The organism is Xanthomonas sp. NCPPB 3200 (assembly GCF_056393585.1).
On record NZ_CM150785.1, the window covers coordinates 432,862 to 445,709 of the forward strand.

The 12,848-nt window shown below is 62.5% G+C and carries 11 protein-coding genes and 1 pseudogene; 4 read left to right on the forward strand and 8 right to left on the reverse strand.

All coding sequences use genetic code 11. The features are described 5' to 3' along the window. Positions 1-291: 291 nt before the first annotated feature. From AC06DU_RS01825 to AC06DU_RS01845, 5 genes are all read right to left on the reverse strand, one after another. The gene (locus tag AC06DU_RS01825; RefSeq protein ID WP_478203399.1) at positions 292-492 is read right to left on the reverse strand and encodes a DUF2314 domain-containing protein; all 201 of its coding nucleotides are present in this window, start codon (positions 490-492) and stop codon (positions 292-294) included. 34 nt (positions 493-526) lie between these two features. Further along, on the reverse strand, positions 527-871 hold the full coding sequence (locus tag AC06DU_RS01830; RefSeq protein ID WP_478203400.1) for a hypothetical protein: 345 nt from the start codon (positions 869-871) through the stop codon (positions 527-529). Positions 872-903: 32 nt separating this feature from the next. Then, positions 904-1,254 (reverse strand): hypothetical protein, encoded by a 351-nt coding sequence (locus AC06DU_RS01835; protein ID WP_046345389.1) that lies wholly within the window; start codon positions 1,252-1,254, stop codon positions 904-906. An 825-nt stretch (positions 1,255-2,079) separates the two neighbouring features. Next, positions 2,080-2,433 (reverse strand): hypothetical protein, encoded by a 354-nt coding sequence (locus AC06DU_RS01840; protein ID WP_144410912.1) that lies wholly within the window; start codon positions 2,431-2,433, stop codon positions 2,080-2,082. A gap of 1,424 nt (positions 2,434-3,857) precedes the next feature. Beyond that, a complete protein-coding gene (locus AC06DU_RS01845; RefSeq protein ID WP_478203402.1) occupies positions 3,858-4,457 on the reverse strand; it encodes a competence protein CoiA family protein in 600 nt (199 codons plus the stop codon). 293 nt (positions 4,458-4,750) lie between these two features. On the opposite strand from AC06DU_RS01845, the pseudogene AC06DU_RS01850 reads away from it, so the two are divergent. Beyond that, a pseudogene (locus AC06DU_RS01850) lies at positions 4,751-5,105 on the forward strand (phage integrase N-terminal SAM-like domain-containing protein); the annotation flags it as partial. A gap of 230 nt (positions 5,106-5,335) precedes the next feature. Here AC06DU_RS01850 and ilvD read toward each other — a convergent pair. Continuing rightward, positions 5,336-7,174, reverse strand: coding sequence for a dihydroxy-acid dehydratase (ilvD, locus tag AC06DU_RS01855; RefSeq protein WP_046345393.1), 1,839 nt, complete (start codon positions 7,172-7,174; stop codon positions 5,336-5,338). 408 nt (positions 7,175-7,582) lie between these two features. On the opposite strand from ilvD, the gene AC06DU_RS01860 reads away from it, so the two are divergent. Continuing rightward, positions 7,583-8,950 (forward strand): glycoside hydrolase family 5 protein, encoded by a 1,368-nt coding sequence (locus AC06DU_RS01860; RefSeq protein WP_478203403.1) that lies wholly within the window; start codon positions 7,583-7,585, stop codon positions 8,948-8,950. A gap of 45 nt (positions 8,951-8,995) precedes the next feature. Continuing rightward, the gene (locus AC06DU_RS01865; RefSeq protein WP_080715739.1) at positions 8,996-9,262 is read left to right on the forward strand and encodes a YkgJ family cysteine cluster protein; all 267 of its coding nucleotides are present in this window, start codon (positions 8,996-8,998) and stop codon (positions 9,260-9,262) included. Between the two features lie 13 nt (positions 9,263-9,275). Here the strand turns inward: AC06DU_RS01865 and AC06DU_RS01870 are convergent, their stop codons facing one another. After that, positions 9,276-10,172, reverse strand: coding sequence for a DUF2167 domain-containing protein (locus AC06DU_RS01870; protein WP_478203405.1), 897 nt, complete (start codon positions 10,170-10,172; stop codon positions 9,276-9,278). 80 nt (positions 10,173-10,252) lie between these two features. Continuing rightward, positions 10,253-10,798 carry a gamma carbonic anhydrase family protein gene (locus tag AC06DU_RS01875; RefSeq protein WP_478204341.1) on the reverse strand — a complete coding sequence of 182 codons (546 nt, stop codon included), beginning with the start codon at positions 10,796-10,798 and terminating at the stop codon, positions 10,253-10,255. Positions 10,799-11,520: 722 nt separating this feature from the next. On the opposite strand from AC06DU_RS01875, the gene AC06DU_RS01880 reads away from it, so the two are divergent. Then, the gene (locus AC06DU_RS01880; protein WP_478203406.1) at positions 11,521-12,831 is read left to right on the forward strand and encodes an MFS transporter; all 1,311 of its coding nucleotides are present in this window, start codon (positions 11,521-11,523) and stop codon (positions 12,829-12,831) included. The last annotated feature ends 17 nt before the right edge of the window (positions 12,832-12,848 follow it).

Genomic DNA, 12,848 nt, shown 5'->3' on the forward strand with positions numbered 1-12,848 from the left:
GTACTCATCTCGTGCGCCGACAGATCCAGCGATGCCAATGGGATCCCAGATGTAATGGAGAACCTCACTGACAATGCGATGCATGGCTTTTTGTTCAGAACCGAGTGGTTGTCCCATAGCAGCCTAACGCCTGAATTGAGCCAGCTCGCGAAGCGGCTTCGGCTTGAATGAATAGTACTTTTCCGTTCAAGGCCATACAGGTAGAAACAAAAGCCAGGGCCGGCGCAAGTGCTGCTCCCAGAACGGCCGTTATAACGGCGACAAACGTTCTCATCAATTCTAACACCTGAGTTAAGCCGCGCCGCGAAGCGGCGTCGGCTTGGACGAATTGTTAGGGGCAGGCAGCGGTGCATAACTACTCACTCCGATGTAGCGATCAAACGGCTCGCGCTCGGCTGCAGGAAGGCGGCTTCGTTGAATGCGAAGCGAGTAGCCACCTTGCATAACGCCCGAGCTGACCAAAGCCCAATCCGCTACTTCTGATTCCGGCACGAACTTCCTTGTGCCGGGAGAGAGGTCAGTGAACTCAGGCGGCGCCTCGAAGACGGACGCGTTGAATCCAGAAGGCGTAGCGGACTCCGTTGAATCCAGAAGGCGTAGCGGACTCCACGGTTAGCCAAAGCCACATCACGCCACTTGCCGGATCAGAGATGCGTGTTTTTACCATTGACTGGACGTCAGTCGGCATCCCATTGGCTAGGAGCTGACGAAAGTGGCCTAGCGAGCCGTTAGCTGCTCGGGCGGCGTCCGCAAGCTCCCCGTTGGGCATCGCCATAAACAGAGGTTCGTCTTGGGGTTGTTCAAATTTGCTGGTTGCATCAGCTTGGCCAAGGCCCAGCACGCCGCGTACGAACCCAAGGATCTTGCCCACGTTGCTCACTCCCCCTGCTCCTAACGCTTGAATTAAGCCACGCCACGGAGTGGCGTCGGCTTAAGTGAGTTTTTAGCCGCAGCCAAGTGCACGAGTGCATGGCACAACTCCCATTGCTCGCAACGAGGAGTAGCAATTGCGCCGTCCGGTGACAGCCTAGAAATGTTGAAACCCTCCTCAACGTCCTCATAGTACAGGATGACATCGCCGACCTTTGCCACGACAAAGACAGTCTCTGTATTACCGAGGCGAGCTATTGACGCGAGATAAGGGGTGACCTTGGAGCGTTCAAAGATCTCGTGTTGATCTGTCGAGCACTCGATGAGCTGCTCGGCTATCAGCGCTTTTAGCTCTTCTACGGTAATCGGTTGCCAAGTATCCATGCGGCCTAACGCCTGAATTAAGCCGACTGGCGAAGCCAGTTCGGCTTGAATGAATTGTTAGCCCCAAACCGCTGTACCACCGAGCGACAAGCGGGAAGAGCTATCGGAGTTGCCCAAGCAATGGCTGACTGCATCTCAGGCTCAAGCTTGGCTAAAGCTTGCGGTGCCCAGCTTGATCTGGCAGTCCCGAGAGGCAACGAGTCACACTCCGAGGAAATGACAGTGAACGTCTCGAAATCTGGATCTCGCTCCGGAACCTCTAGCTCTGGTTGGAGTGAGGCCAATGCATAACAGCCCTCAAGCAACGGCATTGCTCCCTCTAGAACGGCCAGAGCAATACCGGCAGCCCGCTCGCGGCAAGAAGAAACGTACTCCTCATGGCTCATGCGATCATTCATTGGGGGCTAACGCCTGAATTAAGCTGACCCGCGAAGCGGGTTCGGCTTGAATGAATTGTTAAAGGGCGGGAACGGAGACAACGGGCACCTCTGGATCCCAATGATAGAGCTGAGAGTACCTGTGCCAACCACCCTCGCTGGAGCACATAGCCATGGCGGACGATGCTAGGTAACGGCGATGCTCGGGGGCCTGAAATACGGAGTCTTGGATCAAGCGCCAAAGCTCGGCTGGGCGATCGGTGCCGAATGTGAAGTTGTAGTAAGCGCCATTGTCATTGCCGTTGTCGAACGAATGGCTCCGAACGAGATCAATCCGGCCAACTAGAGTCCGGAACGATGTGGTCAGAGCGACCATATCGATGCCAGGGGAACGCTCTGGTTGTACTTGCACTGACAAAGATCTCACTGCCGCCCTCTAACGCCTGAATTAAGCCGACCCGCGAAGCGGGTTCGGCTTGAATGAATTGTTAGGCGGCAGCTCGTAGGCAACAACCTCGACGCCGCCGGCCAGTAATTGCTGATGCAGCTCCGAGTAGCGGCGCGGCTGGACTTGCGCGAGAGGCGCTACTTGGAGTGCATAGTCTTGCGTTGGGTTGTCACGGCTGTCGTGCTCGGGCTGAGGCGGGCCAAGCAGAGCAATCTCCAGGTCGGAGGTGGCTCCTACGAACGCCGGGTACTCCTCAAAGCGTCCAGACATTTCAGGCTCAAGTCGCACGGCTAGTGCCGCGCCGATGCGCTCAGCCGCTACAAGCAGAGAAATGCTTGGGTTGATGATAAACACGCAGCAAGTTGCCATGATGTATCTCTGCCGCCTAACGCCTGAATTAAGCTGACCCGCGAAGCGGGTTCGGCTTGAATGAGTTGTTAGGGCTCACTCTCTCACATGTGCCCGCAGTCCAGCTAGGACCGCAGGCTCAGTGACGTTGAGCGCCGCCAACTGAGATGCGGATAGGTGGTATGGACCTTGAGGCAATTGTTTGTAGAGAGGCTCATTTTTTGGATTGAGCAACACCCAAACAAGGCCTGAGCGACTTGTGGCTGGCAGGCCAACCATCTGGTAGTCGGATACGGTTAGGACCAGTGGCGCAGAACGCGACATGCTCCGGTATTCGTACTCGACTCCTTGAAGAGCTGACCACTCAGATTTGTTTCCGATGGAATCGGGTCCGCTACATGAAGCAAGCAGGCAAGCAGCTACTGCAATTGAGCGCCTGAAATATCTCATGTGAGCCCTAACGCTTGAATTAAGCCGAGCCGCGAAGCGGGTTCGGCTTGAATGAATTGTTAGGCCGCGCCACCACGATCCCGAGCACGTTTGACCAGGAAATTCGTAGCAACTAGACCAATCACAAAAAAGAGCGCAAGGATAGCCAGCGCTGCGATCACGTAAGCAGTGTCTCCCATTGAGGCTCGATGCTGTCGAAGTGGCCAAGACAAGATAAATATAGAAGCGAACCATAGCGCAGTACGAATGCCATAGGTCTGGCGCTCTACTGGGGGAGTTTGTGCACTGAAGAATCCGCGCCGCCAAAGGCCATAGCCCCAAAGAGCTAGCGCAACTGCAAGCATCCCCAGAATTGCATATGTACTCATGAGCGGCCTAACGCCTGAATTAAGCCGACCCGCGAAGCGGGCTCGGCTTGAATGAATTGTTAGGGCCCATTAGCGGAAGAAGTTCTCGGGCCACAGAAAATCTGGCAAACGCTGCCGGATTGAGTCAGTCTGAGCCTGGTACCCGCGCGCCTCGAGCTCGCGGAGGAATACAGGCCATGGCGGAATGTTGCTCATGTACACGTTGGTAGCAGACGTGGACATGCCGCCGCCTTGAGAGCTGGATAGACCGCCGTACTGTGAAGTAGATAGACCGCCGTACTGTGAGGTCGACAAGCCTCCGTACTGGGAAGTGGACAAGCCACCATACTGCGAGGTGGAGAGGCCACCGTACTGCGATGTGGACATACCGCCATACCGCGACGTGGACATGCCGCCGTACTGCGATGTAGACATGCCACCGTACTGTGAAGTCGACATACCGCCGTACTGGGATGTGGACAGCCCACCGCCTTGAGATGTACTCAAGTTGCGAGGCCACAATCTCATGTTTGGAATGACCGGCCTGCTCAATGGACTCTCCTTGAAGTTTGGTATGTGCCCTAACGCTTGAATTAAGCCGAGTTGCGAAGCGGCTTCGGCTTGAATGAACTGTTAGGCCAATCCCTGTAGTACATCGAGAGCTTCCTTGGGAAATCCGCGGAAATGCGTGCGCGAAACGCTGTCAAGATAAGTCATAAAAAATTGTTTCTTGGTGATGTACTTGCAGTACATTTCTGACTTGTGAATCCAGCAGTGAAGCAGTTTGTCATTCTTCTGGTTGAATTCAAAATACAGATGAGTGTCTCGAGTTTTTGCTATGTCCCACAGCCACGTCCTTCTGGGCTTCCAGTCAACTTTGAATTCACCCTGTTTATCAGTAGGAACAAGGAAAAATCTCTTTAACCAAAACTCCTGGATATCAACGACCCAAATCATTCGCTTCCCAGACTGCTTGAAATAGAATTCTGTTCTATCTCGTACGTCGCGGATATCAATAACGCTTCTTTGTATTTCAATTATCGTGTCATTGCTGCCAAGAATGTCTGCTCTATGCTCCTTATTCTGGCCCATGACGACTTCACATTGGGCGTCATCAACAACTTCCTTCCAACAGCGGTGCCATTCTGATTCCGGCTCATATCCAGGCGGTAGCCTTGGCTGCCCACCGATATAGGCCCAGTACTGCCTGATAGCTCCAACGTGAGCTTTCACGTCCAGATCAGTCCAAGGACATTTCCCGACCTGTCCGCTACCCGCGGCTTCTGCTCTCTTTCGTTGAGAATTGTGCAGGGCAATGAGCATTGTTATTGGCCTAACTACTCTTGGACCGCCTAAAAGCGGTGTTGCGCCAAGTATCGACTAAGGCCGGAGGTCTGGGAAGGGGCAATTCCTATTCCGTAACAATGACTTGCCAGATGGTAACCGGCAGTCTTTGTATCAATGCTGGTTGCGTTATCCGACGTTTGCGCAGGCGTATGAATTGCACCCGTGACGATGCAGGTGTAATGACGCCTCTGACCCCTGAGCTGTTGAATCAGGTGCGTGGTCGGCTGCAGCTTCGCTACTACAGCCTGCGTACCGAGCAGGCGTATGTGGGCTGGATCCGACGCTTCATTCTGGAAAACGGCAAACGGAATCCAGGACAGATTAGGCGGGTAGAGGTCGAGATGTTTCTCACCGAACTGGCGACGCAGGGCCAGGTGTCGGCCGGCAGGCAGCATCAGGCGCTGGCGGTGCTGCTGTTCCTGTATCGCGAGGGCGGAGTTACCCTGGATGGAGAAACAGCAGCGCGCCAAGCCGGCGCGGCCCATTCCGGTGGTGCTCTCGGCCGAGGATGTCGCGCGCACCATGCAGGAGCTGTTGGACCACAAGGATGTGGTAACCACGCAGATCTACACGCATGTGCTGGGGCGTGGGCGGTGCGCAGCCCGCTGGACGGGCTACGCACCGGCAGTGGGTGACGTTGCGGGCAAGCAATGCCAGTCCGCTGTAGGCGTTTGCCACGAGGCGTCGTGACTGAAGTCCCTGCAAAGTCCTATGCCGGGAATCGATGAAGACCGCTAAGAATCCGCGGTCTTCATGGCAATGCCTCAGCCGTCCAACAACGCCTTATCCCGCACCGCACCCTTGTCCGCACTGGTTGCCAGCAACGCATACGCCTTCAACGCCGTGGTGACCTTGCGTGGGCGCACCTCGACCGGCTTCCAGCCCTTGGCATCCTGCTCTGCGCGACGAAGAGCAAGTTCCTCGTCCGAGATCAGCAGATTGATCGAACGGTTGGGGATGTCGATCAGGATCTTGTCGCCGTCGCGTACCAGCCCGATCGCGCCGCCCGCCGCGGCTTCCGGTGAGGCGTGGCCGATCGACAGGCCCGAGGTGCCGCCGGAGAAGCGGCCGTCGGTGAGCAGGGCGCATTGCTTGCCCAGGCCCTTGGACTTGAGATAGCTGGTGGGGTAGAGCATTTCCTGCATGCCGGGGCCGCCCTTGGGGCCTTCGTAGCGGATCACCACGATGTCGCCGGCCTTCACTTCGTCGGCAAGGATGCCTTTGACCGCCGAATCCTGGCTCTCAAAGACGCGCACATTGCCTTCGAAGACGTGGATGGATTCGTCCACGCCCGCAGTCTTCACCACGCAGCCGTCGCGGGCGATATTGCCGTATAGCACGGCCAGGCCGCCCTCCTGCGAGAACGCGTGTGCGACATCGCGGATGCAGCCTTCGCTGCGATCGGTGTCCAGGCTGTCCCAGCGCGTGGCCTGGCTGAAGGCAATCTGCGTGGGGATGCCTGCCGGGCCGGCCTTGTAGAACGTGTGCACGGTCTCTGCGTCGGTCTGGGTGACATCCCATTGCGCGATGGCATCGGCCAGCGTGCGTGCGTGCACCGTGGCCGCGTTGGTATGCAGCAGGCCGCCACGCGCCAGCTCGCCGAGGATGGCCATGATGCCGCCGGCGCGGTGCACGTCTTCGATGTGGTACTTCGGCGTGTTCGGGGCGACCTTGCACAGCTGCGGCACGCGCTTGGACAGGCGGTCGATATCGCGCATGCCGAACGGCACGTCGCCTTCCTGCGCGGCGGCGAGCAGATGCAGGATGGTGTTGGTCGAGCCGCCCATGGCGATATCCAGCGTCATCGCATTCTCGAACGCTTCGAACGTGGCGATGCCGCGCGGCAGCGCGGTGGGGTCTTCACCGCCATACCAGCGATGGCACAGCTCCACCGCCACGCGCCCGGCGCGCAAAAACAATTGCTCGCGGTCGGCATGCGTGGCCACCACGGTGCCGTTGCCCGGCAGCGACAGGCCCAGCGCTTCGGTCAGGCAGTTCATCGAGTTGGCGGTGAACATGCCCGAGCACGAGCCGCAGGTGGGGCAGGCGCTGCGTTCGAACTCGGCCACCTTTTCGTCGGAGGCGCTGTCGTCGGCGGCGATCACCATCGCGTCGATCAGATCGAGCTTGTGTTCGGCCAGCTTGGTCTTGCCGGCTTCCATCGGCCCGCCGGAGACGAACACGGTGGGGATGTTGAGCCGCAGCGCGGCCATCAACATGCCGGGGGTGATCTTGTCGCAGTTGGAAATGCACACCAGCGCGTCGGCGCAATGCGCGTTGACCATGTATTCGACCGAGTCGGCGATGATCTCGCGGCTGGGCAGCGAATACAGCATGCCGTCGTGGCCCATGGCGATGCCGTCGTCCACGGCGATGGTGTCGAACTCCTTGGCCACGCCGCCGACGCGTTCGATCTCGCGCGCGACCAGCTGGCCGAGATCCTTCAGATGCACGTGCCCGGGCACGAACTGGGTGAACGAGTTGGCGATGGCGATGATGGGCTTGTGGAAGTCGCCATCCTTCATGCCGGTGGCGCGCCACAGTGCGCGGGCGCCGGCCATGTTGCGGCCGTGGGTGGAGGTCTTGGAGCGGTACTCGGGCATGGCGAATTCGACGGCTGATTGGCGAGCGGTGGCTGGCAATTAGACCGCGTCGTGACTGTTGCTGCTGCAACGGTCGCGGCGCGCTCCGGTGATCCGGCACGGTAGCACGCGGGCCAGGGCACGCCTTGGCGGTGGGGAGGGCGCGGGCAGCGCACATCGCACATCGCACAGGCGGCGGAGCGTTCGCCGGCACGGCGCGGGAACACGCGCCTCTCGCACGCGGCACCCGCTGGTCGGCGTGGCATGTAATGCGATGTAAACGTATGCGTGCCGGCATGCAGTGCCCGGAGTGCGAACCGGAGCGCAGATTGCGCCGTTGCCGCACCGGCACCATCGCCGTCAGACCGGTGCGGCAGAGGGGAGCACCATCGCCGAGGATCTCCACCAACGGCACCGCAGGAGGCGCCCATGTCCGACCATCCACACCCACGCCGCACGGCAGCGGCAGCCTCGCATCCCATCGACCAGACGCCGGCAGCAACCGCCGGGATCACCCGCCGTCGCGTGCTGCAGGGCGCAGCCGGCGCGGTGGCACTGGCCGGCCTCGGGTGGGGCGGCCGCGCGGCTGCGCAGAGCGCCACCCTGCCGTTTGCGGGCCTGAACCTGTCGGGCCTGGCCTCCAACAGCTATGTGGAGAATGCGGAGATCGGCACGCACTATCGCGCCATTACCGCACAGCACGTGGCCGCCGCCGGCGCCTGCCCGCTGTTCCGGCTGCCGACCACCGCCGCGCGCTTCACGCGGGGGCAGGGCCTGGCCTTGAACGAGACCTACTGCAGCCAGGTCCAGGATGCGCTGGACCACATCGCCGCCCGCGGCAAGCGCGCCATCGTGGAGCTGCATGACTATATGCGCCTGCCGCAGCGGGTGGCCGTCAAGTCGGGCTATCGGCGCGACGCCAGCGGCACGCTTGTGGATGCGCGCGGCAACCGTATCGACGACCCGGCGGCCGCCGCGGTCTGGGCCGACACCTATCCGCTGCGCAATTTCGGCTACCAGGGCTATTTCGATCGCCGCGACGGGCTGCTCAAGCTGTACGAATACCGCGTGATCGGCACGCCGGGGTGCACGCTCTACAACGCGTCCGGCCTGCCCGACCTGTGGGCACGCATCGTCAACCGGTTCCGGCAGCACCCGGCGGTGTTCGGCTGGGGCGTGATGAACGAGCCCTATCAGGGCGACGAGCGCGCCGCCGACGGCAGCGTGCTGTCGATGGCGGCGCACTGGCAGAACACCGCCACTGCGTGCTGCAAGACCATCATCGATCGCGACCGCGACCACTTCGTGTTCGTGTGCGGCAACGGCTATGCCAGTGCCCGGCTCTGGCAGAAGGATTCGATGGGCCTGTTCGACATCCCCGATCCCTACAACCGCATCGTCTACGAAGCGCACAACTATCTGGACAGCAAGGGCGCTGGCGGCGGCAACTGGATCGGACCGGGCGGGCGCAACGAAGTGATCCAGCCCGATACCGGCATCATGATGGTGACGCCCTTCATCGACGCCCTGCGGGATGCCGGCAAGCGCGGTTATCTCGGCGAGCACGGCTACCCGGCCGGCAACCGCAGCGCGGAGGTCGCCACCACGCGCATGCTGGCCCATCTGCAGGCGAACAATATCCCCAGCACGCAATGGTGCTTCGGCCCCGGTTGGCCGGATGATGACGTGCTCGGCATGAGCCGCGACGTGGGCGCGGACATCCAGGCCAAGAGCAATCTCGCTGCCGTGCAGGCCTTCTTCGATGTGCGCCTGTCCAGCTACATCCCGCCGCGCTAGCCACGCCGCCGCTGGCGGCAGGTGGCGGCGGTTTACACTGGCGGCATGCGCAAGAACCTCCCGTGCCGCGCCGGCTGCGCGGCCTGCTGCATCGCGCCGTCGATCAGTTCGGCCATCCCCGGCATGCCGCAAGGCAAGCCGGCGGGTGTGCCCTGCGTGCAGCTCGACAGCCAGGGCCGTTGTCGCCTGTTCGGGTTGCCGACGCGGCCGGCGGTGTGCGCCAGCCTGCGTCCGTCCGAGGACATGTGCGGCGCATCGCGCGCACAGGCGCTGGCCACGTTAACGGCACTGGAGCACGCCACGCGGCCGTGAGCCGCGGCACGCCTCAGCTGCCGGTGCCCTGCGCCTTGCGGGAGAAGACCTGCTTGATGCCCGTCCCCACGGCAAACACGCCCAACAGCACCAGCTTCCAGCCCTTGGCCAGCAACAGGCCCAGCTTGGCGAACAGCCCGGCCTTGGCCGCCAGGCCACCGCCGATCAGGCCGGCCAGCCCATAGCTGGCGATCTTGTCGGTGGACGGGTTGTGGTCGGCATAGCGCGCGCCCTGGTCGAATTCGGTCATCGGCAGCAATTGCTGCATGCCCTGGCGGACCTGTTCGAGCTGGTCCATGCCGGCGACGGCATTGAGGCTGAGGTAGCCGCTGCGGCCCAGCACGCGGATATCGTAGTTGAGCGTGTGCTGCTGGGCGCCATCGAAGCGCAGTTCCTTGGCCCAGTAGAGCTTCTTGCTGCCGGCGTCGTACCGCGGCGGCACCGCCCAGCCGAGCAAGTCGACGGTGCCGTAGCCCTGCTCGCGGCGCGCGGCGTTGTCTTCGGCGGTGCCCTTCTGCATGTCGGCCAGCAGCTCGCTGTAATCGATCTTGGCGGCATCCTCGTCGGACACATAACCGTCGTCGGCATAGGTCACCACCACTGCCCAGCCACCCGGCGCATCCAGCGCGGGTGTGCGCGGCACGATCATGCCCAGCACACTGTCGTCGGGCGGGTTGCCCCACAGCTGCTCAAGCACGCGGCGCGTGTCGGCCTTGTCCAGGTAGCGGAATGCCGGGTCCAGGTCGAAGTGCGCCTTGGCTTGCGGCACGTCGATGTGGCCGTCGCGGTACTGCAGGGCAGACAGCACCTGCGCTTCGTCGACGGCGTCGGCTGGAATGGCCAGCAGCGACTGGCTTGCGATCAGCAGGCAGGCGGCCAGCAGGCTGCGCAGGGCAAAACGCGTATGCATCGGGTCGAATCCATTCGAGGGCAGCGTCCCCACGCCGCAGGGCGCCGATCTTGCCATGCCTGCGTAGGGCGGACAACGGCTCAGCCGGTGCCGACGGTGCCCAGGTACTGGTCCTTGAGCCGCACATAATGCTGTGCGGAGTAATGCAGGCTCTCGATTTCCTTGTCGTTGAGCGTGCGGGCCAGCCGTGCGGGATTGCCCAGCCACAACTCGCCTTCGCCGACGATCTTGCCGGGGCCGACGACCGCCCCGGCGCCGACAAAGCCGTAGCGCTTGACGGTGGCGCCGTCGAGCACGCAGGCACCCATGCCGATCAGGCACAGGTCTTCGATGGTGCAGGCATGCAGGATGGTGCCGTGGCCGACCGTGACGTCGGCGCCGATCACTGTCGGGTAGCCGGCCTTGTTGAACGGGCTATGGTGGCTGACGTGGATGATGGTGCCGTCCTGCACGTTGGTGCGTGCGCCGATCTGCACATGATTGACGTCGCCGCGAATCACCGTGCCCGGCCACACCGACACGTCATCGCCCAGGCTCACCTTGCCGATGATGGTGCAGGCAGGATCGACATAGACGCGTGCGCCCAGTTGCGGGGTGTGTTCCAGGAACGAGCGAATCGGGGTCACGATGATCTCCGGCATGTCGGTGTGCCGCCCGGTGCGGGCACGGCCTGCATGATAGCGGGCGAGCGTCTGCATGCGGAAAGCGCTGGTGCGGCAGTGGATCGATCTGGTTGCGGACGTGCCTGATACAGCGGCGCAGCGTGTTGGAACAGCTGGCGCCAGGGCGTGTGAGGCCGCGCCTGCACGTTCGCTGCCGCTTCGAACGGATCGAGGTGTGTGTGGCGGTGTGCAGTCATGCATATGTCGCGTCGTTCAACCTCGCTGCCAGCAGCGTTGCATCCATGCCTGCATCACGAGTGCGGCGTTGCGCTTTGCAATCCTGATCGGGCGAGCGTGAGGGTTGCCCGGTCTGATCGCACTCGAGTCACGCGCTGCAGCGCCGCATGCGAGGTCGATCGTTTCCGTGCAGGCAAGGCGCACCCTGCAGATGCCGCTGCGCAGACAGCTCAACGAATGCGTGGAGGGGCAAGCGAAGCGCGCTGCCGGCTCGTTCGATAAGCGCACACCCGTGCAGGCCGCTGTCTTGAACGCGCCCTGCGATCGGCCTAGCGTGCCGGTGACGTTGCAGCACCCCGACTGTCGTTGCCGCGTTGCAGTACCGCTGCGCTGTCGAAGGCCGTCGCAGCGTCCAGCGTGCTTGCGTCTTCGTCGTGGCGGCGCTGCGTGAGCGCGTGGCCACGCGTGAGGTTGCCAATGCAGCTGCACTCCCTAACCAGGATCACCCGATGACCCAGAGCGCCGCGACACCTGCACCCTTCGTACTGCAACGCATGACGCGGTTTCAGTGGAGGGCGGTGGCGGTGTGCGTGTTGCTGACCATGCTCGATGGCTTCGATGTGATGGCGATGGCCTTCACCGCCCCGCAGGTGTCGGCGCAGTGGCAGTTGTCGGGCAAGCTGCTCGGGGCCTTGTTCAGTGCCGGCCTGGTCGGCATGGCGGTGGGATCGTTGCTGTTGGCGCCGCTGGCCGACCGCATCGGGCGGCGCGCGACGATCCTGGCATGCCTGGCGATCTTGACCGTGGGCATGGGCGCCTCGGCGCTGGCCACCGGGGTGTGGCAACTCGGCGCGTTGCGGGCATTTACCGGGATCGGCATCGGCGGCATGCTGGCCTGCGTTGCGGTCATCGCTGCCGAATATTCCACCGCCCAGTGGCGCAGCACGGCACTGGCGCTGCAGGCCACCGGTTATCCGATCGGCGCGACGCTGGGCGGCGCGATCGCAGCAGTGCTGTTGCAGCACTGGTCCTGGCACGCGGTGTTCATGCTCGGCGCGCTCGGGTCGCTGCTGTGTGTGCCCTTGGTGCTGGCGTTCTTGCCCGAGTCGTTGGAATTTCTGATCGCGCGTCGCCCGCCCGGTGCTGGCGTACGCTTCAACGCGGTGCTTGCGCGCATGGGCATGCCGCCGCAGGCGGTACTGCCGTCACCGCCGCCGCATGGCTCCGATCGGGCGCGGGGCTATGCGGCCCTGTTCGTGCCGGCATTGCGACGGCAGTCGCTGTTGATCGCGCTGGCGTTCTTTCTGCTGATGTTTGCGTTCTATTTCGTGCTCAGCTGGACTCCGAAGCTGCTGGTCGTGGCCGGCCTGTCGGCAGAGCAGGGCGTGACCGGTGGCGTGTTGTTGAATCTGGGCGGGATCGCCGGCGGTGCGATCTTCAGCGCGCTGGCCGCGCGTGCGCGGCTGTCGTGGCTGACCGCCGGTGTGCTGGGGCTGTCGGCGCTGGCGCTGCTGGCCTTTGGCTGGTACAGCACGGTGCTGGGTTGGGCGTTCGTCATTGCGGTGCTGAGCGGCGCGGTGCTGTTTGCCGCCATCGCCGGGCTGTATGCGGTGGCGCCGGTGGTCTTCACGGCGGCGGTGCGTTCCACCGGCATGGGCTGGGCGATCGGGGTGGGCCGCTTCGGTGCGATCGCCTCGCCGCTGTGCGTGGGCGTGCTGGTGGATGCGGGCTGGTCGCCGGCGGCCCTGTACCTGGCCTGCAGCGTGCCGCTGCTGCTCGCAGCCATCGCCGTGCTGGGCATGCGCCTGCCGGCGCACTGAACTGCTCAGCCAGCGGT

Coding starts and splice junctions, on each gene's coding strand:
- AC06DU_RS01835 (WP_046345389.1), bottom strand. CDS start 1,254: ATGGATACTTGGCAACCGATTACCGTAGAAGAGCTAAAAGCGCTGATA.
- AC06DU_RS01860 (WP_478203403.1), top strand. CDS start 7,583: ATGTCCGACCATCCACACCCACGCCGCACGGCAGCGGCAGCCTCGCAT.
- ilvD (WP_046345393.1), bottom strand. CDS start 7,174: ATGCCCGAGTACCGCTCCAAGACCTCCACCCACGGCCGCAACATGGCC.
- AC06DU_RS01880 (WP_478203406.1), top strand. CDS start 11,521: ATGACCCAGAGCGCCGCGACACCTGCACCCTTCGTACTGCAACGCATG.
- AC06DU_RS01865 (WP_080715739.1), top strand. CDS start 8,996: ATGCGCAAGAACCTCCCGTGCCGCGCCGGCTGCGCGGCCTGCTGCATC.
- AC06DU_RS01870 (WP_478203405.1), bottom strand. CDS start 10,172: ATGCATACGCGTTTTGCCCTGCGCAGCCTGCTGGCCGCCTGCCTGCTG.